23 protein-coding genes and 1 riboswitch are annotated in these 25871 nt (G+C 67.8%); of the genes, 21 read left to right on the plus strand and 2 right to left on the minus strand.

Annotation, left to right across the window (positions count from 1 at the left end; all coding sequences use genetic code 11):
• Nucleotide 1: 1 nt before the first annotated feature.
• The 5 genes from BN3001_RS01480 to BN3001_RS01500 all read left to right on the plus strand — a co-directional run bounded on the left by BN3001_RS01480 (nucleotide 2) and on the right by BN3001_RS01500 (nucleotide 6909).
• Nucleotides 2–2224: an ABC transporter substrate-binding protein/permease gene (locus tag BN3001_RS01480; RefSeq protein ID WP_058270060.1), complete on the plus strand. Its 2223-nt coding sequence runs from the start codon at nucleotides 2–4 to the stop codon at nucleotides 2222–2224.
• The gene (locus BN3001_RS01485; protein WP_082629899.1) at nucleotides 2214–3071 is read left to right on the plus strand and encodes an amino acid ABC transporter ATP-binding protein; all 858 of its coding nucleotides are present in this window, start codon (nucleotides 2214–2216) and stop codon (nucleotides 3069–3071) included. Before BN3001_RS01480 ends, BN3001_RS01485 begins: the two co-directional genes overlap by 11 nt.
• Before the next feature lie 185 nt (nucleotides 3072–3256).
• Nucleotides 3257–3931: a response regulator transcription factor gene (locus tag BN3001_RS01490; RefSeq protein ID WP_058270061.1), complete on the plus strand. Its 675-nt coding sequence runs from the start codon at nucleotides 3257–3259 to the stop codon at nucleotides 3929–3931.
• 239 nt (nucleotides 3932–4170) lie between these two features.
• Complete coding sequence (locus tag BN3001_RS01495; RefSeq protein WP_082629900.1) at nucleotides 4171–5529, plus strand: S1C family serine protease; 1359 nt, start codon at nucleotides 4171–4173, stop codon at nucleotides 5527–5529.
• A 909-nt stretch (nucleotides 5530–6438) separates the two neighbouring features.
• Nucleotides 6439–6909: a SixA phosphatase family protein gene (locus BN3001_RS01500; RefSeq protein ID WP_197407434.1), complete on the plus strand. Its 471-nt coding sequence runs from the start codon at nucleotides 6439–6441 to the stop codon at nucleotides 6907–6909.
• Between the two features lie 150 nt (nucleotides 6910–7059).
• Here the strand turns inward: BN3001_RS01500 and BN3001_RS01505 are convergent, their stop codons facing one another.
• The gene (locus BN3001_RS01505) at nucleotides 7060–8385 is read right to left on the minus strand and encodes an LCP family protein (protein ID WP_058270063.1); all 1326 of its coding nucleotides are present in this window, start codon (nucleotides 8383–8385) and stop codon (nucleotides 7060–7062) included.
• A 329-nt stretch (nucleotides 8386–8714) separates the two neighbouring features.
• Here BN3001_RS01505 and BN3001_RS01510 point away from each other — a divergent pair, with 329 nt between their 5' ends.
• From BN3001_RS01510 to BN3001_RS01565, 12 genes are all read left to right on the plus strand, one after another.
• A complete protein-coding gene (locus BN3001_RS01510) occupies nucleotides 8715–9749 on the plus strand; it encodes a LacI family DNA-binding transcriptional regulator (protein WP_058270064.1) in 1035 nt (344 codons plus the stop codon).
• 104 nt (nucleotides 9750–9853) lie between these two features.
• Entirely contained in the window at nucleotides 9854–11185 is a 1332-nt protein-coding gene (locus BN3001_RS01515) for an ABC transporter substrate-binding protein (RefSeq protein ID WP_058270065.1), read from the plus strand.
• Nucleotides 11186–11269: 84 nt separating this feature from the next.
• Nucleotides 11270–12145 (plus strand): carbohydrate ABC transporter permease, encoded by an 876-nt coding sequence (locus BN3001_RS01520; protein ID WP_058270066.1) that lies wholly within the window; start codon nucleotides 11270–11272, stop codon nucleotides 12143–12145.
• Entirely contained in the window at nucleotides 12145–13011 is an 867-nt protein-coding gene (locus BN3001_RS01525) for a carbohydrate ABC transporter permease (RefSeq protein WP_082629902.1), read from the plus strand. Before BN3001_RS01520 ends, BN3001_RS01525 begins: the two co-directional genes overlap by 1 nt.
• A gap of 2 nt (nucleotides 13012–13013) precedes the next feature.
• Nucleotides 13014–14492, plus strand: a complete 1479-nt coding sequence (gene malQ / locus BN3001_RS01530; protein WP_058270067.1) for a 4-alpha-glucanotransferase — start codon at nucleotides 13014–13016, stop codon at nucleotides 14490–14492.
• Between the two features lie 10 nt (nucleotides 14493–14502).
• Nucleotides 14503–15687, plus strand: coding sequence for an ABC transporter ATP-binding protein (locus tag BN3001_RS01535; protein WP_058270068.1), 1185 nt, complete (start codon nucleotides 14503–14505; stop codon nucleotides 15685–15687).
• Between the two features lie 154 nt (nucleotides 15688–15841).
• A riboswitch (glycine riboswitch) is annotated at nucleotides 15842–15936 on the plus strand.
• Nucleotides 15937–16094: 158 nt separating this feature from the next.
• On the plus strand, nucleotides 16095–17180 hold the full coding sequence (gene gcvT, locus BN3001_RS01540; protein WP_058270069.1) for a glycine cleavage system aminomethyltransferase GcvT: 1086 nt from the start codon (nucleotides 16095–16097) through the stop codon (nucleotides 17178–17180).
• 74 nt (nucleotides 17181–17254) lie between these two features.
• A complete protein-coding gene (gene gcvH / locus BN3001_RS01545) occupies nucleotides 17255–17641 on the plus strand; it encodes a glycine cleavage system protein GcvH (protein ID WP_058270070.1) in 387 nt (128 codons plus the stop codon).
• Nucleotides 17642–17643: 2 nt separating this feature from the next.
• Nucleotides 17644–18978, plus strand: coding sequence for an aminomethyl-transferring glycine dehydrogenase subunit GcvPA (gcvPA, locus tag BN3001_RS01550; RefSeq protein WP_058270071.1), 1335 nt, complete (start codon nucleotides 17644–17646; stop codon nucleotides 18976–18978).
• Nucleotides 18975–20516 carry an aminomethyl-transferring glycine dehydrogenase subunit GcvPB gene (gene gcvPB, locus BN3001_RS01555; protein ID WP_197407435.1) on the plus strand — a complete coding sequence of 514 codons (1542 nt, stop codon included), beginning with the start codon at nucleotides 18975–18977 and terminating at the stop codon, nucleotides 20514–20516. The genes gcvPA and gcvPB overlap by 4 nt, the downstream gene beginning before the upstream one ends.
• Complete coding sequence (locus BN3001_RS01560) at nucleotides 20513–21565, plus strand: lipoate--protein ligase (RefSeq protein WP_058270072.1); 1053 nt, start codon at nucleotides 20513–20515, stop codon at nucleotides 21563–21565. Before gcvPB ends, BN3001_RS01560 begins: the two co-directional genes overlap by 4 nt.
• Nucleotides 21566–21596: 31 nt before the next feature.
• Complete coding sequence (locus BN3001_RS01565; protein ID WP_058270073.1) at nucleotides 21597–23009, plus strand: dihydrolipoyl dehydrogenase family protein; 1413 nt, start codon at nucleotides 21597–21599, stop codon at nucleotides 23007–23009.
• Here the strand turns inward: BN3001_RS01565 and BN3001_RS01570 are convergent.
• Nucleotides 23006–23428 carry a thioesterase family protein gene (locus tag BN3001_RS01570; protein ID WP_197407436.1) on the minus strand — a complete coding sequence of 141 codons (423 nt, stop codon included), beginning with the start codon at nucleotides 23426–23428 and terminating at the stop codon, nucleotides 23006–23008. The two genes, BN3001_RS01565 and BN3001_RS01570, sit on opposite strands and share 4 nt — an antisense overlap.
• 133 nt (nucleotides 23429–23561) lie before the next feature.
• Here BN3001_RS01570 and msrA point away from each other — a divergent pair, with 133 nt between their 5' ends.
• Genes msrA through BN3001_RS01590 form a run of 4 tightly spaced genes read left to right on the plus strand, consistent with a single transcriptional unit; the run spans nucleotide 23562 to nucleotide 25859 of the window.
• Nucleotides 23562–24119, plus strand: coding sequence for a peptide-methionine (S)-S-oxide reductase MsrA (msrA, locus tag BN3001_RS08430; protein ID WP_235815008.1), 558 nt, complete (start codon nucleotides 23562–23564; stop codon nucleotides 24117–24119).
• Nucleotides 24116–24589 carry a peptide-methionine (R)-S-oxide reductase MsrB gene (gene msrB / locus BN3001_RS08435; RefSeq protein ID WP_058270075.1) on the plus strand — a complete coding sequence of 158 codons (474 nt, stop codon included), beginning with the start codon at nucleotides 24116–24118 and terminating at the stop codon, nucleotides 24587–24589. The genes msrA and msrB overlap by 4 nt, the downstream gene beginning before the upstream one ends.
• A gap of 26 nt (nucleotides 24590–24615) precedes the next feature.
• Nucleotides 24616–25383: an HAD family hydrolase gene (locus BN3001_RS01585; protein WP_058270076.1), complete on the plus strand. Its 768-nt coding sequence runs from the start codon at nucleotides 24616–24618 to the stop codon at nucleotides 25381–25383.
• Between the two features lie 2 nt (nucleotides 25384–25385).
• Entirely contained in the window at nucleotides 25386–25859 is a 474-nt protein-coding gene (locus tag BN3001_RS01590) for an acyl-CoA thioesterase (RefSeq protein ID WP_058270077.1), read from the plus strand.
• Nucleotides 25860–25871: the final 12 nt, after the last annotated feature.

The following is a 25871-nucleotide window of genomic DNA, read 5'->3' on the forward strand; positions in this document are numbered from 1 at the left end:
TATGGGTGCGAACGCTTCGTCCAGGGAGGGAGGTCCGGGGCCGAGAGCCTTGGGCATCCTGCTCGCCTGCGTGACCCTGCTGGGCGCGCTCGTGGGCTGCTCGAGCCTTTCGTCGCCGGGCGGCTCCGTCTCGGAGGCATCCGGTCCGTCAGAGGGGTATGTGCTGGTCAACCCCGGCAAGCTGACGGTCGTCTCGGACCTCGCCAACCCGCCTTTCGACTACTTTGACACGGGCAGCGCCGTCCCCGTCGGCTTTGAGGTCGATCTCATGCAGGCCGTCGCGCAGAAGATGGGCCTGACGTGCGAGTATCTTCCGCCCCAGAAGTTCGACTCGATCATTCCCATGATCAAGCAGGGCGGCAGGGCGGACGTGGGAGCCTCCAACTTCACGATCACCGACGAGCGCCTCCAGGAGATCGACTTCACGGACGCCTACATCGACTCCAACCAGGGGGTCGTGACCTCGGCGGACGTGGCCGACGCGGTCGCCGCGGACTATCGGGGCGCCCTTGACACTCCCGAGGCGACGCTGGCCGTCCAGGCGGGCTCGACGGGTGAGGCCTGGGCGCAGGAGAACCTGCCCGACGCCACGATCGTCTCTCTCGACGACCCCATCGCGGCGTTGACGGGCGTCCAGAGCGGCCTCTACACGGCGGCCGTCGCCGACCTGCCGGTCATGGAGTACGAGGTCAAGAACTCCTATACCGCGCTCAGGGTGGCCCTTCAGGTTCCCACCGGCGAGCAGTACGGCATCGTCGTCTCCAAGTCCAACCCCGGCCTCACGGCCGCCCTCAACGAGGCGCTGGAGCAGTGCCAGGAGGACGGCACGATGGACGCGCTCAAGGCGAAGTGGTTCGGCAGCTCCGACAGCTCCTCCATCGCCACGGCCTCCACTGCGGGCGAGGCCTCCGTAGACTCCTCCGGCATGGGCACGGTGGCGGTGTCAAAGGCCACGGCCCGTCCCAACGAGTCGGGCGGCGACGGCGTCATCGGGGGGCAGAACACCCGCCTTACCTGGGAGGGAACGGTCTATGTGGACAGCGGGGTCAGCTCCGTCAGGCTGACGTTGCCCGCGGGCGCGAGCTTTGACGGCTCCAGCACGCGCATCACGGTGCTTGACGGCCTCTCTCGCCAGAGCGTGAGCGGCACCGCCACCCCGGAGGGCAACGTGCTGAACGTGAGCTTTGGCAAGCCGGTGGCCAACGGGTCGCTGCTCAGGCTTGAGGTCACGGACATGCGCTTTGCACCCGCGGGCGGTGACAGCGTCGTCTCGGGCAGCTACGTGACGGGGGAGGGCGCGACGGGGACGCTCGAGGACTCCAGCCCCATCGCCACCATCGGCCTGACGCCCCTGCAGTCCGCCGTCAACTGGCTTGACGGCCAACCCTGGGTCGCCGCCTGGAACTCCGTGCCCTTCCTCAACATGTTCTTCAAGCCCCAGCTCCTGGCGACCTCCTTTGCCGCGCTGCTGCCGGGCTGGCTCCTCTGCCTTCTCATCGTGACGGCGGCCTATCCCTTCGCCATCGTGCTGGGCCTCCTGTTCGCGCTGCTGAAGATCTCGCGCCATCGGCCCCTCAGGGCGCTGGCCTCGGTGTACATCAACGTCCTGCGGGGGACCCCGCTGTTCCTGCAGATCTACGTCGCGTTCTTTGGCCTGCCCATGTTGGGCGTCAACATTGACAACACGGTCCTGGGCATCATCGTGATGGCGCTCAACTCGTCGGCCTACCAGGCCGAGATCTACCGCGCCGGCATCCAGTCCATCCCGACGGGTCAGTACGAGGCCGCCGCCTCGCTGGGCATGAGCCGCCTGCAGACCATGCTCTGGATCATCCTGCCGCAGACCGTCCGGCGCGTGATACCCACGGTGACGAGCGACTTCATCACTTCGTACAAGGACACCTCGCTGCTCTCGTCCGTGGGCGTCATGGAGCTCATGATGTTCTCCAAGAACCTCACGACCACGACGGGCAACATCACGCCCTACATCGCCGCAGCCGTCTTCTACCTCATCGTCACCCTGCCTCTGATCAGGGTCGTCGGCATCGTGGAGAGGCGCCTGTCCGACGCGGAGCACGGGCTGGAGGCGCGCCCCCTGGCGTCTGACGGCCAGGGTAGCACGGGCCCGTCCGCCCCTGCCGGGGACGCAAGGGCGGCCGATGCGCCCCTCTCGCCCCTCACGCCACACACGCACGATGACGGAGGTGTCAACGATGCACAGTAAGAATCGCCCCTGCGCCGCGGACGTCCCGCCCGCCATGGACGCCGAGAAGGCCGCCCGTCTCGCCTTTGCGCACGACCTGCCCCTCTCGCGCCATCACTTCGTGGAGGGGGAGCATCCCGTGGTGCGCATCGAGCATCTGGGCAAGACCTTCACGGACACGCCGGTGCTGCGCGACGTCAACCTCAACGTGTGGAACGGCGAGATCGTCGTGGTGCTGGGGCCGTCGGGATCGGGCAAGTCAACCATGCTGCGCTGCATCAACCTCCTGGAGACGCCCACGCAGGGGCATGTCCTCATTCGTGACCAGGAGATCACGGGCGCCAGCGGGGCGAGCCTGTCGCTGCTCCGTCGTGACCTGGGCATGGTGTTTCAGCAGTTCAACCTCTTTCCGCACCTGAGCGCCAAGGAAAACGTCGTCATCGGGCAGATGAAGGTCCTCAAGAAGTCGCGCGCCGAGGCCGAGGCGGAGGCCATGCGCCAGCTCGCGGCGGTGGGTCTGGCGGACCGCGCCGAGTTCAAGCCGCCGCAGCTGTCCGGCGGCCAGCAGCAGCGCGTGGCCATCGCCCGCGCGGTCGCCATGCATCCCAAGGTGCTGCTCTTTGACGAGCCCACCTCGGCTTTGGACCCCGAGCTCGTCCGTGACGTCCTTGCCGTCATGCGCGACCTTGCGCTCAACGGCGACATGGCCATGATCGTCGTCACCCACGAGATGGGCTTCGCTCGAGAGGTGGCCGACCGCGTGGTGTTCATGGAGGGCGGCGTCGTGGTGGAGCAGGGGCTTCCCAATGACGTGTTCGACCACCCCAAGGAGGCGCGCACCAAGGAGTTTCTTGGCAGCATTGGCTAGCGCGCAGCATGACAAGGCCCCGTCGCACCATGCAGGCCCGCCGGCGTCCCGCATCCCGCGCGGACGCTGGCGGGCGTAATTGCGCGCGGCTCTGAGGGTGCGCGGCCGCCAAGATATGCTAGTCTCTAAGAGATTTGCTCGGCGGCTGTCCTGTCGTGGCAAGGCGAGCGGGAACGGGGGCGAGTATGCACCACAAGAACGTCTTGCTTCTGGCAAAGACCGCGCGCTACGTCGAGCGGATGCGTGGGCTGCGCAACCCCCTGGACGTTTCGATCCTTCATGCGACGCCGGAGACGCTCTCGCAGGCCGTCAACTCGGGACGTGAGATTGACCTGGTGATTCTTGACGCCGAGGGCATAGGCGCAGACACCCTCAGCGCCGTGGACGACTACGCCGCGGACAACGGTCACATTCCCATGCTCGTGATCCAGGACGAGGGACGCCTGTCCAGCCTGCATCTTCCCGCCCAGGGGAGGAGCGACTTCATCCTGGCCGGCGCGGGGCAGGCCGAGCTGGCGGTACGCTGCGCCCTTCTTCTGAGGCCGGGAGACCAAAGCTCGCCCTCCGACATCGTGTCCGTGGACAACATGACCATCAACCTCGCCACTTACCAGGTGTGCATTGACGACGAGCCCGTGGACCTCACGCTCATGGAGTACTCGCTCCTCTCGTTTCTGGCCACGCATCCCTCGCGGGCGTATTCCCGCGAGACGCTGTTGCACCGGGTCTGGGGCTTTGAGTACTGCGGCGGCACGCGCACCGTGGACGTGCACATCAGGCGCGTACGCTCAAAGGTGGGCCCCCTCATCGCGACCCACATCGTCACCGTCCGTGGGGTGGGCTACCTCTTCAAGGTCTAGTCTGTGGCCTGCCTGCGACGAGGCGCGAGCCCGTCGGTGAGCGTCCGTGCCGCCGCGCAGGGTACGTAACGCGCGGCAGGACGTGCGACAAGACGCACGACAAGACGCACGACAAGCCCCGTGCTGTCGCTTGGGTGTGAATCCTCCGCGCGCGTCTGAACGCGAGCGCCTCAGGGGTACAGTCCCTGTGTACGTAACCGACGAGGGTGCCGCGCACCCCTAAGACGAGGAGAACGCCAATGACGGAAAACGGCCTAGAGGGGCGGGGAGAGCCAGGTTCGTCGGCGGGCCGCATGAACGGCGCGGACGTTGCCCAGGACGCGAGCGTGCGGGCGCCGCAGGCCCATGCGCGGCCCGTCAGGTCCGCGCTCGTCTCGCTTGCCGCGGGCGCCCTCGGGGCCGGCCTTCTGGTGTTGGCGCTCAAGGCCACCGGCGTCATCGGCGGGACCCAGATCATCAAGACGACCCAGAGCGGGGCGGGGCAGACCGTCAACATCACCGCCAGCGACGCAGACGCCACCACGGCCCAGGCCGTCGCCGCCAAGGACCTCTCGTCCGTCGTGTCGCTCAACGTCACGACGGCCAAGGGCACGAGCCTGGGCTCGGGCGTCATCCTGGACGCCGACGGCAACATCATCACCAACTATCACGTGATCTCCGGCGCCACGTCCATCACGGTGACCGTCAACAACAAGAGTTACGACGCCACGGTAGTGGGGACGGATCCCTCGAGCGACATCGCCGTCGTTCACGTGAACCTCGACGGCGAGAAGGTCACCCCCATCGAAGTCGGCAACTCCGACGCGCTGACGGTAGGGGAATGGGTCATGACCATCGGCAGCCCCTTTGGCCTGGACCAGTCCGTCTCCGCGGGTATCGTGAGCTCGCTGTCGCGCAACACCCTGCTTTCGTCGCGCGCGGGCGAGACGATCTACACCAACCTGATTCAGGTCGATGCGGCCATCAACCCCGGCAACTCGGGAGGCGCCCTCGTTGACGGCAAGGGAAGGCTGGTGGGCATCTGCACGCTCTTCTCGTCCGACACCCAGTCGTTTGCCGGCATCGGCTTTGCCATCCCCGGTAACTACGCCGTCAACCTCGCCAAGAAGATCATCGCGGGCGAGACGGTCACCCATGCCTACGTGGGCCTCTCCATGCAAACCGTCAACGCACAGAACGCAACGGCCAATCACTTTGCGGTGCAACAGGGCGCCTACGTCGCCGGCGTCACGGACGGCGGTCCCGCCGCGTCCGCCGGTATCCAGAAGGGCGACATCATCACCGCCGTCAACGGCGACGCCATCACGAGCGCGGACGGCATGATCCTGGCGGTGCGCTCCCACGACATCGGGGACACCATAGCGGTGACGTTCATGCGCGGTGACAGGGAGCAGACGGTCAACGTGACCCTGGGCTCTGACGAGGCGCTCCAGCGGGAGCGCGCCGATGCCTCCGGCCTGGGACCTGACGGCGACTCCTCATCCACCACACAGGACCAGGACATCTCCCCGGACCAGGACATCTCCTCGGAGGATCTCTATAACCTTCTGCAGCGGATGTACGGCCAGGAGGACGGCGGCGGGCGCATGGGTCGCTAGCCGCCACCTGCCGGGGCGTCGCCTGCGCCCGGCGGTGGACGGATGGGGAGGCCTCCCCGCGCGCGGCGCGCCGCCCGGGCCTGCGGCGGGGGGCCCCGGCCTTGCGCCGGGGGCATTCCCCTAGGTCTGCGGGTGCCGCGGGCGGGTTCCTACCGGGTCCTCTAGGCTCGCGGGGCGAACGCACGGGGTTCTATAAAGTTGTGGGTGTAGGGCGCGGGGTCCCATATGGTTTAGGGCGTGGCACGCGGGATTCTATATGGTTGCGTGGCCCGGGCCTGCGGCGGGGGTCTCCGGTCTGGCGCCGGGGGCATTCCCATAGGTCTGCGGGTGCCGCGCGCGGGTTCCTACCGGTTCCTATAGGCTCGCGGACGACACGCACGGATTCCTATAAGTTTGCGGATGTAGTGCGCGGGTTCCTATAGGTTTGAGGGCGTCGCGCGCGGATTCCTATAGGTTTGCGGGCCTCTCCCGTGGATTCCAATAGGTTTGAGGGCCTCTCCCGTACAGAGCTATAGGCTTGAGGAAAAAGGGTAATTCCCACCTGGGCAAACGCCGCGACGATTCCTCAAACCTATAGGTCTGTCTCCTTCGGCCTCTCAAACCTATAGGTGCGCGGCGACGCCGCCCTCAAACGTATAGGTGCGGTATGTCGTAGGCCTCAAACCTATAGGTGCGGCAGGTCGCCGCCCCCAGGCCCAGAAGACGGCCCGTGCGGCGCGCTGCGGCCTCCCATCCATGGCGCGCGTCGCCGACGTCAGCGACCCGTCGGCGCGCGACGGCTAGGCGGGGCATGGCTGGGCGGCCGTCGTCGGTTGCCGACGACCTCCGCGTCCGCCGGCCTGTGTCGGGGCGTACCTGGTACGATGGGCGCACGTCAAGTTCGCGGGCATGTCCATGATGGGAGGCATCATGGTCCAAACGCTGGTGTTGGTACGCCATGGGGACGCCGAGCGGCGGGGTCCCGAAGGCGACCGAAGCCGCCGGCTGACGCCGGGCGGTCTTGAGACGCTGCAAACGACGTATCCTCGGGCGTTCGCGCCCCTGCGCGGGGTGGCGGGTCTTGAGCTTTGGTCAAGCCCCGCCGTGCGTGCGCTGCAGACCGCCGAGGTCGCCGCCGACGCCCTCGGCATCGATCGTGCCGACATACGCCAGAGACCCTGCCTTTACGACCAGGACGACCGCGCGTTTCTCGACGAGCTGGAGGCGTGTCCCGCTCAGACGCTCGTGGCGGTGGGGCACGTGCCCTTCATGAGGGACCTTGCCGCACGCTTGGCCCAGGCGAGCGGACCCTTCCCAAAGGGGCAGGTCATGGCCATCTCCTGGAACGAGAGCCGGCCGTGGCCGTGCGACGGGCGCGTCCTATGGACCGTGACGCCCTGACGCGAGCCTGCGCGCAAGGGGAGTCCTCATTCGCGCCTCGCGGCATCCGCGCCACGAGGTAGCGGCGCCCGTCCGTGCCTGGCGGCCGCCGCCCGCGTCCAGCCACCCCGCGCCTGACGGGCCAGCCGGGCCTGGCGAGTCCCCGTCGCGCTATCCCTTGCGTCGAGGCGTCCGCGAGCTGGCGCTCGTGCCGGCCCCCTCCTGCAGCCCGTTCGCCACGGTCGAGGGGTCACCTCCCGCATTGACGGTGGCCATCAGCGCCATCGTCGCGTCCTCGTCGGCTATCACATAGCTCACGCCACCGATGACGGCGGTGGATGACGGAATGCTCGCCGACCAGATCGTGGGCGACTGGAGCGACATGCGCAGCAGCAGGGGTATGAGGTCATAGCAGTGATAGGTCGTCGAGAGGGTGCCTCCCAGCGCGTTCGCTGCGGCGGGCATGAGCGTGGGGTTGGCGCGCAGCTTCTGCACGATTGCCTGCATGAGCAGGCGCTGGTCCGCCTGACGCTGATAGTCGCCCAGGGCAAAGCCATGGCGGACGCGTGAGAACAGCGTCGCGGTGGCACCGTCCATCTCGTGGGTGCCCGCGGGGAGCACCAGGCCGGTATAGTCGGGGTCGTTGACGTCCACGGGCACGTTGACCGTCACGCCGCCGATGGCGTCGATGAGCGAGGACAGGCCGTCGAAGTCAATGACCGCCACCTGGCTCACCCGGATGCCCAACAGGTCCTCCACGGCGGCGACCTCGCCCGAGATGCCCCCAAACGCGTAGGCGGCGTTGATCTTCTGGGTGCCGTGACCGGGGACTTCGACTTTGGTGTCGCGGGGCACGGACACGAGCGTGATCTTGTTGGCGATGGGGTCGATGCGGGCGACCATGATGGTGTCGGTGCGGGAGGAGTCGCCGTCCTCGCGGCGGTCAGAGCCCAGAAGCAGCGCATAGTAGGGCGTCACGGGCGTGCTCGGCGAGAGCATCCCCGAGAGCGCCCGGCTGTCTTCGTCCCCTAAGGCGATCTTGCGGTCGACGGGGGAGAGCAGCACGACATAGGCGACGATCGCCGCCGCCATCAGCCCCAACAGGACGAGCAGGACGATGCGCCCTGGACGCCGTTTCCGGGACGGCTTGCCGGCCGCCGCACCGTCGCGCTGCGCGGCCTGCGCACCCCTCGCGGGCCTATGCGCCATCTTCCGCTCGCTCGCGTCGCCCAGGCGCGCCTCGACGCCCCGCCGGACGCTCTTGGCGGCGCTTCGCGCCTCGTGCCTGCTGCGATTGGCCCCAACATAGCGGGAGGGGTCGCTGTACGGCGAGCCGTCCGCCTCGCCGCGCGCGTGGGGGGCGGCCTGCGCCTCTGCCTGACGTTGGCGTCGAACCAAAGGAACGTTTGCGGGAGCGCCCGCGCCGTGCCTGCTGAACCTGCTTCCCTGCTGGAAGGACCCTTTGGGATGCTGGGGTCGCATTTCGTCGTCAGTCATGTCACTCCATGGTGCGCTTGGTCAGGTCTGGCGCTCCCTAGCCTACCATGAACGGTTCACGGAGCCGTCACCGACGCCGCGACCCTCAAGGAACCACACGCGAAAAGTCACGCGTCACGCTCGGCGGCGTTTTCGCCCTCGAACGCGAGAGACCCGTCCCATCGCACGTTCGCGCCCGAAAAGCGCACGCTCGCGGAAAGCGGACGCCTGTCTCGACGGGACCGTGACGGCTTGCCCGTATACTGCGGATAAGGAATTGGAAACGTTTCCGGGAACGTTGCCAGAATCGTTTCCAGCACATGTTCGCGCCGAGCGGAGAGGGGAAGGGCATGACGATCAAGGATGTCGCGGCGTACTGCGGCGTGTCGGTCAGCACGGTCTCGCGCGTCATGAATGACCACCCCGACGTCTCGCAGCCCGTGCGCGAGAGGGTGCTCGACGCGGTCGAGCGCCTTGGGTACGTTCCCAACCGGACGGCGCAGGACCTGGTGCGCCCCCAGGAGGATTGCGTGGGCGTGGTGGTCCGCGGCATGGGCAACCCCTTCTACGCCCCCATCATCCTCGCCATCGAGCACGCCTGCCGCGAGCGGAACTATACGATGCTCACCCACTTCATCAGCGAGCAGGACGACGAGGTCGTCCTTGGCGCGGAGTTCGCCAACGCGAAGCGCGTCAAGGGACTCATCTTCCTTGGCGGCCACTTTGACTACGGCAGGCGCGAGCAGGCGCTCATCCGCCTGCCCTTCGTCTGCTGCACCTACACCAACCAGTTTGGACATCTCGACGAGACGGCCTACTCCTCGGTCTCCATCGACGACGTGACTGAGGCGATGCGCGCCGTGCGCCTCCTCACCGAGCTTGGTCACCGCAAGGTCGCCATTCTTCTGGGCTCGCCCACGGACCAGTCCATCAGCGAGCTGCGCTATCAGGGCTACGCGAACGCCCTGGCCTCCGTCGGCGTCTCCGTTGACCCTGCGCTCGTGTGCGAGGTCTCCTCGTTCTCCATGGCCGACGCCTACCAGGCCGTGAGCAATCTCTTCGAGGCCCGCCCGGACGTGACGGCGGTGTTCTCGGTCTCGGACGCCATGGCGATGGCCGCCATCAAGGCTCTCGCGGACCGGGGCCTCAGGGTCCCCGCCGACGTGTCCGTCGTCGGCATCGACGGCATCGAGTCGTCAATCTACACCATTCCCACGCTGACGACGCTCGTCCAGCCCAAGGAGGAGCTGGGCGCGTGGGCGGTGAGCGTGCTCGTGGACCAGATCGAGGGCAGGGAGGCGGCGGGACATCGCATCCTCGCGGCCGACCTGCGCGCGGGCGGCTCCATCGGCCCGGTCAGGGCGAGCTCGGCCCAGGACGGCTGATGGCGCGCCTTCAGGGCGTGCAAGGCAGGCAGGCGATTCCGCATCAACGGGATGCGTGAGAAGCATATCGACAGGACAAGAAGGGCACGACGAGAGGAGCGACAATGAGCGTCAACGGATGGAAGCTTTCGAGGAGGTCGTTTGTGGGCGGCGCCGGCCTGGCCGTCGCCGCGGGGCTTGCCGCCTGCAGCTCGGGAACCTCGAGCTCGGGTGGATCAACCTCAGGGTCGGACCGTGCGGGTAACGTGTACTGGCTCAACTTCAAGCCCGAGCTTGATGCCACCCTGCAGAAGCTTGCCGGGACCTATATGGAGAAGTACCCCAACGTCAAGGTGAAGGTCACGACGGCGGCGGCGGGCACGTATGAGCAGACCCTGACCTCCGAGATGGACAAGTCCGACGCCCCCACGCTCTTCGTCATCGGCAACACCGCCGGGGTCAAGGAGTGGGGCGACTTCGCGATGGACCTCAAGGACAGCGACATCGCCAAGCTTCTGAGCACCGAGGACTACAACCTCTCCGATGACGCGGGCAAGCTCGTCTCCATCCCGTACTGCTATGAGTGCTTCGGCATCGCCGTCAACACCGACCTCATCGAGAAGGCCGGTCACAAGATGGACGAGATCAAGGACTTCGCCTCGCTCAAGGCGGTCGTCGAGGACCTGCACGCCAAGGCGGCCGAGAACGGCTTCGACGCCTTCGTCGCCACCGACATGGACGACTCCTCGAGCTGGCGCGTGACCGGCCATCTCACGAACCTCATGTTCTTCTACGAGGCGCGCGACGACGGCGGCTGGAAGGAGGCCCCCGCCACCATCAAGGGCACCTACGTCCCCAACTACCGGAAGCTCTACGACCTCGCCATCAACAACAGCACCGTGGAGCCCAGCGCGCTCGCGACGGGCGGTCATGACCCCCTGACGCAGTTCACGAGCGGCAAGGCCGCGTTCTTCCTCACGGGCTCGTTCGGTTACGCCGACGTCAAGGACAAGGTCACGAACACGGCCTGCATCCCGTACTACTGCGGCGTCCAGGGCGAGGAGAAGGCCGGCCTCAACTGCGGCACCGAGAACTGCTGGGCCATCAACGACAACGCCTCCGACGAGGACAAGAAGGCGACCATGGACTTCATGGTCTGGCTCGTCTCTGACGCCGACGCCGCGCAGGCCATGGTGGACGGCCTGGGCATCCTTCCCTACAAGAACGCCCCCGCCAGCGCGAACGTGTATCTCGCGAACGCCCAGAGCTACGCGGACGCCGGCAACTACAACCTCGACTGGGACTTCAACTACACGCCCAACGTCGAGCAGTACCGTGCGAACCTCGTCTCCGCGCTCAACGCCTACAACGCCGCTCCCTCCGACGTCAGCTGGGAGGGCGTCAAGACCGCCATCGTCGATGGCTGGGCGACGCAGTACAAGGCCGCCAACGCCTAGGGTCCCGCGCGTCCGACGCGCATGACAGTCGCGGCGGGGGTTGGGAGGGCGCTCCTGGCCCCCGCGCGTCGAGGAAGTGATGACATGAGCACCAAGCCAAGGAGGGAGACCTCGCGCGTTCGTGCCACCCGACGCTGGAGCTGGCTCTTCATGGGCCCCGTCGTCGCGGCCTTCTCCATTGGGTTCGTGTGGCCGTTCCTGCAGGGAATCTACCTCTCGTTCTGCAGCTTCAAGACCACGAGCAACGCGAAGCTCGTCGGTCTCTCCAACTATGCCTCCGCACTGGCGGACCCGAGCTTCCAGTACTCGTTCTGGTACACGGCGGCGACGGCCCTCATCAGCCTGGTGCTCATCAACGTCGTCGCGTTCGCCGTCGCCTACGTGCTGACGCAGTCGGTGAGGGGGTCCAACCTCTTTCGCACGGTGTTCTTCATGCCCAACCTCATCGGCGGCATCGTTCTGGGCTACATCTGGTCGATGATCTTCGACGGCATCCTCCAGGCGTACGGGACGTCCATCCTGCTTGACACGACCCTCGGGTTCTGGGGCCTGATCATTCTCATGTGCTGGCAGCAGATCGGCTACATGATGATCATCTACATCGCCGGCATCCAGGCCGTTTCCGAGGACATGATCGAGGCGGCCCGCATCGACGGCGCCTCGAACCTGCAGACGCTCTTCAAGGTCATCATCCCCAACGTGATGCCCTCGATCACGATCTGCACGTTCCTCTCGCTCACCAACGGCTTCAAGCTCTTTGACCAGAACCTGGCGCTCACGGGCGGGCAGCCCTTCCAGTCCACCGAGATGCTGGCGCTCAACATCTTCAACACGTTCTACACGACGGGTGCCGCGAGTCGCGGCGTCGCCCAGGCCAAGGCGGTCGTCTTCTTCCTGCTCGTGGCGGGACTGGGCCTGGCGCAGCTCGCCTACACCCGCAAGAGGGAGGTGCAGCAGTGATGGCAGGTTCAAACTCCACCGCGCTCAAGGGGGAGAGGCGCACGCAGCGGCTCCTCTCCGCGCTGTTGGCCGTCGTGTGCGTCATCTGGGTGCTTCCCGTGGTCTCCGTCATCGTCAACGCGTTCAAGCTCAACACCTACGTGAAGACCGAGACCTTCGCCCTTCCCACCGCGGAAAGCTTCGCGGGGCTCTCCAACTTCGTCACGGGCATGACCTTCGGCAACTACCCGTTCTGGAAGTGCATCGCCTACAGCTCGCTCATCACCATCGCCTCCACCGCCCTCATCCTGCTGTTCTGCTCGATGGCGGCCTGGTACATCGCGCGCGTCGACTCGCTGTTCTGCAAGGTCGTCTACTTCCTGTGCATCTTCTCGATGGTCGTGCCGTTCCAGATGGTCATGTTCACGCTCTCGAAGACGGCGGACATGCTCAGGCTCAACACGCCGATCACCATTCCCATCGTCTACCTGGGATTTGGCGCGGGCCTTGCCATCTTCATGTTCGTGGGCTTCGTGAAGTCCATCCCGCTCGAGATCGAGGAGGCGGCGGCGATCGACGGTTGCGGCCCCCTGCGCACCTTCTTCCTCGTTGTCCTGCCCATGCTCAGGCCCACGCTCATCTCCGTGGGCATCCTCGAGATCATGTGGGTGTGGAACGACTATCTCCTGCCGTACCTCGTGCTCGACATCAACACCTACCGCACGATTCCCATCCACATCCAGTACCTCAAGGGCAGCTACGGCACCGTTGACCTCGGCGCGACCATGGCCCTCGTGCTGCTGGCCATCATCCCCGTCGTCGTCTTCTACCTCTGCGCGCAGAAGTACATCATCAAGGGCGTCGCCGCCGGGGCTGTGAAGGGGTAGGCATGAGACGGTCGAGTGGGGTGCTGCTCCCCCTGTCCTCCCTGCCCTCGCCGTATGGCATCGGGTCCTGCGGAAGGGAGGCGCGCGAGTTCGTCGACTTTCTCGCCCGTGCGGGTCAGAGCTGGTGGCAGCTTCTGCCCGTGGGACCCACGAGCTTTGGCGACTCCCCCTACCAGAGCCCCTCGAGCTTTGCCGGCAACCCGTACTTCATCGACCTCGACGAGCTCGTCGTCCGCGGCGTGCTGAAAAGGCGCGAGGTCGAGGCCGTAAGATGGGGCGCCGACGCGTCGAGCGTGGACTACGCCGCCCTGTACGAGCACAGGCTACCCCTGCTCAGGACCGCCTTCGAGCGCTCCCGAGGCGAGGACGCGCGAGAGGTGGACGCGTTCGCGCGCGCGAACGCGTCCTGGCTGGCAGACTACGCGCTCTTCATGGCCCTCAAGCGCCACTTTGGCATGGTCTCCTGGACGGAGTGGCCCAACGAGGCGCTGCGCCTGCGCGACGAGGGGGAACTCGACCGCTGGCGCGAGCGGCTCGAGGATGACGTCGCGTTCCACTGCTGGCTCCAGTGGCTGTTCCTCGCGCAGTGGCAGGCGCTGCGCGCCTACGCCCAGGTGCGCGGTGTGGGCATCATCGGCGACGTCCCCGTGTACGTCGCCCTCGACTCCGCCGACGTGTGGGCGTCTCCCGAGAGCTTTCAGCTCGACGAGGACAAGCGGCCCGTCGCCGTCGCCGGCGTGCCGCCCGACTACTTCAACGCCGACGGCCAGCTCTGGGGAAACCCCCTCTACGACTACGAGGCCATGGCTCAGGACGGCTTCGCCTGGTGGGTACGGCGGATGGGCGGCGCGGCGCGCCTCTTTGACGTCGTGCGCATAGACCACTTCCGTGGGTTCGAGAGCTACTGGCGCGTGCCGGCCGGCGCGGCCACCGCGCGTGGAGGCACGTGGGAAAAGGGGCCGGGGATGGCGCTCGTCGGCAGGCTCATCCAGGCGTACCCCGAGGTCAGCTTCATCGCCGAGGACCTGGGCTATCCGTCTCGTCAGGTGGAGCAGCTGCTGGCGGACTCCGGGCTGCCTGGCATGAAGCTCCTCGAGATGGCGTTTGACGCCCGCGACGAGAGCGACTACCTGCCCCATCGCTACGAGCGCAACAGCGTCTGCTACGTAGGCACCCACGATAACGCGCCCATCATGGGATGGCGCGACGAGGCCGACCCCGCAGACGTGCAGAAGGCCGTCGACTACCTGGGCATCGGACCGGACGAGGGCTTCAACTGGGGCGTCATTCGCGGCGGCATGGGCAGCGTCGCCGACCTCTTCGTGGCGCAGATGCAGGACCTCCTGGGACTCGGCAGCGAGACCAGGACGAACACGCCGGGCACGCTCGGCGTCAACTGGCGCTGGCGCCTCCGCGCGGACCAGCTCACCGACGAGCTCGCGGACCGCCTGGCCACCATGACCCGGATGTACGGACGATAAGGAGCGAACCATGGCAGAGGTAACTCTCAGGCACATTCAGAAGGTCTATCCCAACGCCGAGCGCGGCAGCAAGGCGCGCAAGGGCAAGGGCCGCCCGACCACCAACCTCAAGGTCACCGACGAGGGCGTCGTCGCCGTCGATGACTTCAACCTCGACATCGCCGATCGAGAGTTCGTCGTGCTCGTGGGTCCGTCGGGCTGCGGCAAATCGACCACGCTCAGGATGGTCGCGGGACTCGAGGAAATCTCGGGAGGCGAGCTCTCCATCGACGGCAGGCTCATGAACGACGTCCCCGCCAAGGACCGCGACATCGCCATGGTCTTCCAGAGCTACGCGCTCTACCCCCACATGTCCGTCTACGACAACCTGGCGTTTCCCCTCAAGCTGCGCAAGCTTCCCGCGAGCGAGATCGACGAGAAGGTGCGCGAGGCGGCGCAGATCCTGGGAATCACCGAGTATCTCCATCGCAAGCCGAAGGCGCTCTCGGGCGGGCAGCGCCAACGCGTCGCCATCGGGCGTGCCATCGTGCGCAACCCCAAGGTGCTGCTCATGGACGAGCCCCTCTCGAACCTTGACGCGAAGCTGCGCAACCAGATGCGCGCCGAGCTCATAAAGCTGCGGCAGAGCATCAACACGACCTTCATCTACGTGACGCACGACCAGACGGAGGCCATGACCCTGGGCGACCGCATCGTCATCATGAAGGACGGCGTCGTGCAGCAGGTGGGGACGCCCCAGGAGGTCTTCGATCGGCCCCAGAACATCTTCGTGGCCGGCTTCATCGGCGTGCCGCAGATGAACTTCTTCGATGCCACGCTCTCGGTCAAGGCGGGGAGGGTCTCGCTCGCCGCCCCTGGGTACGACGCCGTGGTGCCCGCCGACGTGGCGAGCCGCATCGAGGGCAACGGCGGCGCCGACGGCCAGGACGTCACGGTGGGCGTCCGTCCCGAGCAGCTCGTCATCAGCAAGAGTGGCGAGGAGGGGTCCCTCTCGGGCTTCGTCGAGGTCACTGAGCTCATGGGATCGACCGTTCACGTCCACGCCACGACGGAGCTGGGCCCCTTCGTCCTCGTCGTTCCGACCGTGGACCTGGGAGACGCCAGCTACCTTCCGGGAACCCCCCTGAGCTTCAGGTGCGCGCCCGGCGCCCTTCATGTCTTCGACCGCGCGACGGGGGAGAGCCTCACGCGCTAGTCGCGCACACGGTCGCAGCTCGAGGGGGCGCGTCCCGGGACGCGCCCCCTTGCGTCCTGCCGAGCGCGCGCCTGCCGTTCGCCCGCCACGTCGGCAATCCGGCGCCCTGGGGCCGGCCGACTTGCTAGCATGGACGCACAAGCGCATAGCTCGGATGACGGGGTCGGGAGAGGTCGTCGCGCGGTCGGTTGCGCGGACGAGGCCGAAGGGGAGGCAGAAACTCTCAGGCAAAAGGACCGATCCTCGACGAGAACCCGGAAAGGCACCGACACCGAAGAAGCAATCCCGGCGTGGCCCTCGCGGCGCGCGCGAGAGAATCTTTCAGGTCAAAGACGGGAGCATGGACGCCAGGGCGGCCCTCGGGACGCCAGGCGCCCGTACCGCTCGCCCGCTTTGGAAGGCTGCCCATGGACCTGAAGACGCCCCTGTACGAGACCCACGTGAGGGAGGGCGGCAGCATCGTGCCCTTCGCGGGGTACCTTCTCCCCGTGCAGTATCCTGACGGCATCCTCGCCGAGCACGAGGCCGTGCGCACGGCCTGCGGGCTCTTTGACGTGTCGCACATGGGAGAGCTGCTGCTGAGCGGCCCGGGGTCCCTCGCCAGCGTCAACCACCTTATTTCCAGCGACTGCACGAGCCTGCGGCCCGGACGCATGCGCTACGGCGTCCTCATGAACGAGCGGGGCGGCTGCGTGGACGACCTCATCGTCCACTGCCTGGGACCGGATGAGTACCTCCTGGTCGTCAACGCCGCCAACCGGGCCAAGGACCTCGCCCACGTCCGCGCGAACGTCCTTGCGAACACAGAGGTGCGCGACCTCTCGGACGACGTCTGCCAGCTTGCCCTGCAGGGCCCCCTGTCCCGCGAGGTCATGGCGGACGTCGCCGACGTCTCCCAGCTGCCCGGGCGCTATTACTCGTTTTGTCGTCACGTGCGCCTCGCCGGCGTTGACTGCCTGGTGTCCCGGTCCGGCTACACGGGCGAGCTTGGCTATGAGATCTACGCCGAGGCGTGCCAGGCCTCCCGGCTGTGGGAGGCGCTGCGCGTCGCGGGCAGCGACCGAGGCCTCGTTCCCTGCGGCCTGGGCGCCCGTGACACCCTGCGCCTTGAGGCGGGCATGCCCCTGTACGGCCACGAGATAGACGAGGACGTCTCTCCCCTCGAGGCGGGGCTCTCGTTTGCCGTCAAGCTGGACAAGGAGGAGTTCATCGGCCGCGAGGCGCTCATCGCCGCCGGCACGCCCGCCCGCGAGCGCGTGGGCCTGCGCGTGACGGGCCGCGGTATCGCGCGCGAGGGTCAGGACGTCTTCTTGGGCGACCGACGCATCGGTCGCACCACGTCGGGAACCTTTGCGCCGCATCTTCGGCAGGCCGTCGCCATGGCCCTGGTGAGGCGGGGCGTCGTCAGGCCGGGCGACGCGGTGGAGGTGGACGTTCGCGGCAGGCGCCTCGCCTGTGAGGTCGTGACCCTGCCCTTCTATCGCCGGGACTAGCGTTAGCACCAATGACGCCCCGCCACGACGCGTGAGGGGCGTGAGGACGGCATCACACGCAGAAAGGACCTCTCATGGCACAGATACCCCAGGACCTGCGGTACGTCAGCTCGCACGAGTGGTTCAGGGACGAGGGCGACGGCACCCATGCCATCGGCCTCACGGACTTCGCCCAGCGAAGGCTCGGCGACATCGTCTTCATCAACCTGCCCCAGGAGGGAGACGAGCTGGTGGCCGGCAGGCCCTTCTGCGACGTGGAGTCGGTCAAGGCCGTCTCTGACGTCTTTGCCCCCGTCTCGGGCCACGTCGTCATGGTCAACGAGGGGCTTGCCGACGACCCCGGGGCCATCAACGAGGACCCCTACGGCGCCTGGATCTGCCGCGTGAGTGACGTGTGCGACGTCGACGGCCTCATGGACGCCGCGTCCTACGACAGCTACTGCGCGACGGCGAAGGAGTAGGCATGACAGGCTACGTCCCCGTCACGCGCGGCGAGCGAAAGGAAATGCTCGACTATCTGGGCATCTCCTCCGTTGACGAGCTCTTTTCGTCAATACCCCCCGAGGTGCCCCGCGTCGAGCCCGACCTGCCCCGGGGCGTCTGCGAGCTTGAGGCGCTACGGGACATGACGGGGCTTTCTAAGAGAAATCGGCGCTTTGACCAGGTCTTCAGGGGCGCCGGCGCCTATCGTCACTACATTCCCTCCATCGTCGATGCCGTCAGCTCAAAGGAGTCGCTCGTCACCACCTACACGCCCTATCAGGCCGAGATCAGCCAGGGCGTGCTGCAGTCCATCTTTGAGTACCAGACGCAGGTCTGCGAGCTCACGGGCATGGACGTGTCCAACGCCTCCGTGTACGACGGCGCCTCTGCGGCGGCCGAGGCCCTGCTCATGTGCGTGGGGCGCACGCGGACGTCCGTCGTTCTCTCCGGGACGACCGACCCCCAGGTCGTCGACGTCGTGCGCAGCTACTGCGCGAGCAGGGGCGTGCGCGTGGAGGTGGTGGCGCCCCTGGCCGACCTCTCGAGCGACGTCGAGGCGCTGCGTCGCGCCCTCGGCGCCGACACCGCCGCGCTCTACGTGCAGAGCCCCAACTATTACGGCGTCATCGAGGACATGGACGAGCTGGTCGGGCTCGCCCACGGTGCGGGGGCCAAGATGGTGATGGGCTTCAACCCCATCGCCCTGGGCATCCTGCGCTCGCCCGGCGAGCTGGGCTGCGACGTGGCCGTGGGGGAGGGCCAGCCCCTGGGTCTTCCGCTGGGCTTTGGAGGTCCGTATCTGGGCATCATGGCCGCCACGGGCAAGCTCATGCGCAAGCTGCCGGGGCGCATCGTGGGCCAGACGACGGACGCGCGGGGACGTCGCGCCTTCGTGCTGACGCTACAAGCTCGCGAGCAGCACATACGTCGCGAGAAGGCCTCGTCGAACATCTGCTCGAACGAGGCGCTCTGCGCCCTGCGCGCCTCCGCGTACCTTGCGTCTTTGGGGCCGGAAGGCCTGGCACGGGTGGCTCAGGGCTGCGCCGCCCACGCGCATTACCTCGCGGAGCGCCTCGCCGGCCTCACCGGCTTCACGCGAGTGGGCGAGCGCCCCTTCTTCCATGAGTTCGTGACCACGAGCCCCCTGCCACCGACGGAGCTCGAGGGACTGCTCGCGGACAGGGGCATCCTCGGCGGCCTGCCCGTGCGGCTGCCTGCGGGAGGCGAGGGGCTGCTGTGGTGCTGCACCGAGCTGAATGCCAAGGGTGACATCGACGCGCTCGTGCGCGTCCTCAGGGAGGTGGCGTCCCGATGACCGAGAAGGACCCGACCGCGACCAAGGCGGCCGAGCGCGAGGAGCCGCAGGCGGCAAAGGCCATGGAGCTCCTGTTCGAGCGGAGCGTCCCCGGACGTGGCTGTGACCTCGTGCCGCCGCCGGACGTGCCTGCCGTCGACTTTGGTGAGGAGCTGCTGCGCAGGCGGCCCCCGCGCCTTCCCGAGCTGAGCGAGGTCGACCTCAGCAGGCACTACTCCAAGCTCGCCCGCCATGCCCATGGGGTCAACGACGGTCCCTATCCGCTGGGATCCTGCACGATGAAGTACAACCCCAGCGTCAACGAGAGGGTCGCCGCCCTGCCCGGCTTCGCCGACCTGCATCCCCTGCAGCCCCTGGGAAGCGTCCAGGGCGCGCTCGCCGTCCTGCATGAGCTCGAGACCCTTCTGACGCAGATCTGCGGGATGGACCGTGCCACCTTCCAGCCGGCCGCCGGCGCGCAGGGCGAGTACACGGGCCTCCTGCTCATCCGGGCCTGTCTCGCGGCGCGCGGCCAGGCGGGCAGGACCAAGGTCATCGTGCCCGACTCCGCCCACGGCACCAACCCGGCCTCGGCGACGATGGCGGGCTTTGCCGTGGTGAGCGTCGGCTCGACCGCGGAGGGAGGGGTCAAGCTCGACGAGCTGCGCGCCGCCCTTGGCCCCGACACGGCGGCGCTCATGCTCACCAACCCCAACACCCTGGGCCTCTTTGATCCCAACATCGTCGAGATCTGCCGCCTGGTCCATGACGCGGGAGCCCTCTGCTATTACGACGGCGCCAACCTCAACGCCATCATGGGACGGGTCCGCCCGGGCGACATGGGGTTTGACTGCATGCATGTGAACCTGCATAAGACCTTTTCGACCCCGCACGGCGGCGGGGGGCCCGGGTCGGGCCCGGTGCTCTGCAAGGAGTTCCTCGCCGAGTTTCTCCCGGGGCCCGTGGTGCGTGAGCAGACGGCACAAGACGGCAGCGTGCGCCTTGGGCTTGCCACCCCGGCGAAGAGCGTGGGAAGGGTGCGCAGCTTCTATGGCAACTTCCTCACCTGCGTGAGGGCGCTCACCTACCTCAAGCGCCTGGGGGCCGAGGGCGTCTGCGAGGCCTCCGCGCAGGCCGTCCTCAATGCCAACTACCTCGCGAAGCGGCTCTCGGCCGCCTTTGACCTGCCCTTTGGGCAGCGTTGCATGCATGAGTTCGTGATGAGCCTCGCCCCGCTCAAGGAGCGCACGGGCGTCACGGCGATGGACGTGGCCAAGCGCCTCCTGGACTTTGGCATCCATCCGCCCACCATGTACTTTCCCCTCATCGTTCACGAGGCGCTCATGGTGGAGCCCACCGAGACGGAGGACAAGAAGAGCCTGGATCATGTCGCCGACGTGCTTCTGGACATCGCCCGAGAGGCCCAGGAGGCGGGCGGGCGGCTCCACGAGGCCCCCTTTGGATGCTTTGTCGGCAGGCCTGACGAGGTGACGGCCGCCCGCCACCCCCTGCTGCGCCACGAGGCGCCGTCGTCACGCCCAGCAAAGGCTCGGACATGATCGGCCAGCTTGCCTGCCTGGTGACGAGTGACACCGATCCCTACCTCAACCTCGCCCGCGAGGAGCTGCTCCTGCGCCGCGTGCGGAGGGGCCAGTGCATTCTCTATCTGTGGCAGAACGAGCGCACCGTGGTGATTGGTCGCAATCAGAGCGCTCATGACGAGTGTGACGTGGAGGCGCTCGAGGCGGACGGCGGGCATCTGGCCCGTCGCCTCTCGGGTGGCGGTGCCGTCTATCACGACCTTGGCAATCTCAACTTCACCTTTCTCGTTCCCACGGAGGACTTTGACGTGGCGCGACAGAGCGAGGTCATCTTGCGCGCGGTTCGCGCCGTGGGCGTCAGTGCCGAACGCTCCGGTCGCAACGACCTCGTCGCCTGCGGCCGAAAGTTTTCCGGGAACGCCTTCTACCACAGCGGGGGAGGCTGCGCCACGGGCGTGAGCTACCACCACGGCACGCTCATGGTGGACGTGGACCCCGTCCCGCTCGTCCGCTACCTGCGCCCCTCGCCGCTCAAGCTTGCCGCCAAGGGCGTCGCGTCCGTTCGCTCCCGCGTTGTCAACTTGCGCGAGCTGGCGGGCGGTCTCACGACAAGCGCCCTCGAAGACGCGCTCGTCGAGGCGTTCGGGGAGGTCTACGGACAGCCCGTGACATCCCTGGCCCCCGACGCCCTCTCCGTCGCCGAGCTCGAGCATGGGCGCCGTCGCCTTGCCGACGACGCCTGGCTCTTCAAGACGGAGGGCCGTCGCCGACGTGCGCGGCTGCCGCTGAGCGGTGCCAGGCGCTTTGGGTGGGGAACGGCGCTCATGGGCCTGGAGCTGCGTGACGGGCGCATCACCGCCTGCGAGCTCTGGTCCGACGGGCTTGACGCCGACGTGCTCGAGCGGGTGCCTCCCGCTCTCAGGGGCTGCGCGCTCGATGAACGCGCGCTCAAGGCGCGCCTGACGGGCGCCGCCGGCGCGCATGAGCCCCTGGCGCGTGATCTCGTGGTCCTCGCCTGCCAGACGGCTGCCGGCGAGCGGTGCCAAAACGGCGCCCAAAACGCATGAGAAGGACGGTCGCGACGAAGGGATGATACCCATGGGACGGGAGCGTGTGGACGTCATCGTCATCGGCGGGGGGCCGGGAGGCTACACCGCCGCCCTCGACCTTGCACGCAGGGGAAAATCCGTCCTGCTGCTGGAGCGAGACGAGCTGGGGGGCACCTGCCTCAATCGGGGCTGCGTCCCCACCAAGGCGCTCATAGACGCCGCGCAGGCGTTCGCGGCCGCGCGCGGGGGGACGGACGGGTCCGTGATCTGCGAGGGCGTGCGCTTTGACGCCAGACGTGCCCACGAGCGCGCCGCCGAGGTCGTGGGCACGCTTCGCGCGGGCGTCGCGCGGCTTCTCGCCGACAATGGGGTGCAGGTGCTCGATCATAGCCCGGCGCGGATCGTCGCCGCAGACGACGACGGCGGCACCGTGGCGTCAGGCGGCGAGCTGCTGAGGGCGCGCGACGTCGTGGTCGCCACAGGCTGCGTGCCTCAGACCCTCCCCGTGCCGGGCGCCACGCTGCCCGGCGTGCTCAGCTCCGACGACGTCCTGGCGGGCGCCGCCGCGAGCGCCTCCTCGATCGCGATCGTGGGAGGCGGCGTCATCGGCGTCGAGATGGCCCATGCGTTCTCGCTGACGGGGCGGTCGGTGACCGTCGTCGAGGCGCTCGACCGGGTGCTGCCGACCTTCGACCGCGAGATCTCGCAGCGCGTCGCCGCCCAGCTCAAGCGTCAGGGCGTCATTGTCCACGTCAAGGCGCGGGTGTCCGCCATGGCGGGAGCCCCCGGCTCCATGGAGCTGTCCTTCACGGATCGGAGTGGCAGCGAGCAGCTCTGTCGCGCGGCGGTGATTCTCGTCGCCACCGGGCGACGCCCGGCGACGGGCGAGATCTTCGTCCCGTCCGTCGCGCCGCGGCTCGAACGGGGCTGGCTGGCCTGCGACGGGGACGGGCGCACGAGCCTGCCCCATCTGTGGGCGCTGGGCGACGTGCGGGCGGGGACGCCCCAGCTCGCTCATGTTGCGCAGGCCCAGGGACGCAACGTCGCCGCCGCCATCTGCGGGCAGCCGCCCGTCGTGGACGAGGGGACGGTGCCCGCGTGCGTGTATCTCTCGCCCGAGGTGGCGAGCGTCGGCCTCGACGTGGCCACGGCGCGGGCGCGGGGGCTGGACGTCGTCAGCTCCAAGCGGCCCACGGGCGGCAACGCGCGCTGTGCGATCACGGGAGGCGGGCCCGGCTATGTGAGGCTCTGCGTCGAGCGCTCCTCGCGCCGCCTCGTGGGCGCCCAGCTCGTGTGCCCCAGGGCGACCGACCTGGTGGCGGAGCTCGCCCTCGCCGTGCGCCTGGGACTCTCGGTGGACGAGCTCGCGCGGACGATTCATCCGCATCCCACGCTGAGCGAGATGGTCATGGGCGCTGCGACGGACCTCTGCGCCGTGCGACCGGCAAGGGCAGGCGACTAGGCGTCCGCGCGACCGGCGGCCTTGGCCAAGAAGCGCTCGGCGTCCACGACGACGCGCTCGTGCGTGCCGCGCGCCACGAGGCCTGCGTCGTCATGGGCCTCAAAGGCAAACATGAGCCTGCGTCCCTCCACGGCCATGAGCGTCGTGGCGCAGCTGACGGTCATGCCCAGGGGCGTCGGCGCCAGATGCTCGAGGACGAGCTTGGTGCCGACGCTGCTTTGGCCCTCGTCAAGCTCCGCCGCCACGCTGCGCCAGGCCGCCTCTTCGACGAGGGCCGCGAGCTTGGGGGTGGCGAGGACGTCAAGCTCACCGCTTCCGATCGCCCGGGCGCTCGCCGGCGCGTTGACCGTAGCCTGTGACAAGCCGTTGATGCCGCTCTTGAGCATGGTCTCCTCCTGGGGTCGCTGTGAGTCTCTCATTGTGGGCCCACCCATTTTAGAAGATGGTCGTTCCGGGCGACGAGGGGCACGGGCAGGCGGCGGGCGTCCGTCGCGGCTCGGGTTCGCCCCTGTGCGAAATAGCCTGCGCCGCTCGGGGAATAAGGTCTTGAGCATGAGCATGTCCTCGGCCTCGGCGGCCGACGTGACGACGGCGAGGAAGGGGTCGCCCATGGGCGCGACGCGGGACATCTATCTGGCGGGCGGCTGCTTCTGGGGCATCGACGAGTACTTCTCGCGCATGCCCGGGGTGACGGCCACGCAGTGCGGCTACGCCAACGGGCCGAAGGGGCGCCCGAGCTACGAGGACGTCTGTGCGGGCTCCGGCCACGTCGAGACGGTGCGCGTGAGCTACGACCCTCGCCAGGTGGGCCTTGACGTGCTGGTGCGTCAGCTGTTCAAGGTCATCGACCCAACGTCACGCAATCGCCAGGGCAACGACTGCGGGGTGCAGTATCGCACGGGCGTCTACTATACGGATCCCGCCGACCTGCCCGTCCTTGAGACCGCCTTCGAACGCGAGCGTCAGTCTCTGACGGCGCCCCTCGCCACCGAGCTGACGCCCCTCGCGTCGTTCTTCCCTGCGGAGGAGTATCACCAGGACTACCTCAAGAAACATCCCGACGGCTATTGTCACGTCGACCTCTCGAGCCTGAGGGAGGTGGGGGTATGAGCGCGGGCGATGCGGGACGCTACCGGCGCCCCAGTGACGAGGACATCCGCGCGCGCCTCTCCCCGCTGCAGTTTGAGGTCACGCAGCACGCGGCAACCGAGCGTCCCTTCACGGGCGCCTACGACCGGTGCTTTGAGCCAGGTATCTACGTGGACGTGGTGAGCGGGGAGCCGCTCTTCTCGTCAGCCGACAAGTTTGACGCCGGCTGCGGCTGGCCCGCCTTCGCGCGCGCCATAGCGGACGATGCCGTGAGCGAGCGGCAGGATGGCAGCTTTGGGATGAGTCGGGTCGAGGTGCTGAGCCGCTTGGGCCAGAGTCATCTGGGCCACGTCTTTGACGACGGCCCGCGAGAGCGAGGCGGGCTGCGCTACTGCATCAACAGCGCCTCGCTGCGCTTCGTGCCCCTGGACCGCATGGACGAGGAGGGGTATGGTTCTCTCAAGGACCAGGTGACGAGACCCCCGCGCTGAGGGGTCGCATATGCGAGGGAGAGGGGATGCACATGCTCGGCATCGCCTTTGACATCGACGACACCCTCTATGACCTCGCGGACCCATATCGCACGGCGTTGCGGGACTGCTTCGGGCCCCTGCCGGGCGTCTCCGCCAGCGAGCTCTTCGCCGCCAACCTCCGTCACTTTGACAAGACCTATGAGCGCGCCAGGGCCGGCGAGCTGGCGATGGATGACATGTTTGCCCATCGCCAGCTGTCCGCCTTTGCCGAGCAGGGAATGAGCATCTCGCTCGAGGAGGCCCTCTCGTTCCAGCGTGTCTACCGCGATCTGCAGTGTCGCATCTCGCTCACGCCCCTCATGCGGGGGCTGCTCGACGACCTCGCACACGCGGGGGCGCGTCTGGGCGTCGTGTCAAACGGCTACAGCGACAACCAGTGGCGCAAGGTGCGGACCCTGGGCCTGACGCAGTGGTTTGCTCCCGAGGCGATCGTGGTCTCCGAGGACGTGGGCGTCGCCAAGCCCGACCGACGCATCTTTGACATGGCGGCGGGCCGCATGGGGACAGACCCCTCGACGTCCTGGTTCGTGGGGGACGCGGCGCGCAACGACGTTGACGGCGCGGCCGCGGCCGGATGGAGGACCATCTGGTTCGACCGGGGGCGCGGGGCCGGGGAGCCGTCCCGTCGCGCCGCCGACCTGAGAGTGGGAAGCGAGGAGGAGCTGGCCGGCGTCGTTAGGGGGCTCCTGGGCCGCGACTGCGGTCCGAACGCGCGCGCCCGAACTGCGCCCGGCGCCATCAAGGAGGCCTGACCATGCTGCTTTCGCGTAATGTCGCCGGCACGCACGCCTCACGGGAGGCGCCTCGGCCGGTCCAGCCGCTCGTCACGCATCGCTTCGTGGCGACGGGCGAGCTCAATCACCATGGCACGCTCTTTGGGACCGTCATGGCCCAATGGTTCGTCGAGGCCGCGTTCCTCTGCGCGGTCGACACGGTGGGCGACAGCGACAGCGTCGTGTTCGTGCGTCTGCACGACATGGACTTCGTCACCCCGGTCCATCTGGGAGAGACCCTGCACTTTGAGGCCGTACCCCTCGTCGCGGGGACCACGAGCCTGACCGTCCATGCGCGTGCCCGGGTGGGGGAGCGTCCCGTCACGCGAGGCTTCGTGACCTTCGTGCACGTGGACGGACAAGGGCGGCCCCTGCCCCATGGCCTGCGCCTTGAGCCCTCAAGCGACGAGGAGCGCTCTCTGGTGCGCGAGGCCCAAAGCTATCTGGAGGCCTGACGCGCACGGGGA

It is taken from the genome of Olsenella massiliensis (assembly GCF_001457795.1).
Taxonomy (GTDB): domain Bacteria; phylum Actinomycetota; class Coriobacteriia; order Coriobacteriales; family Atopobiaceae; genus Olsenella_F; species Olsenella_F massiliensis.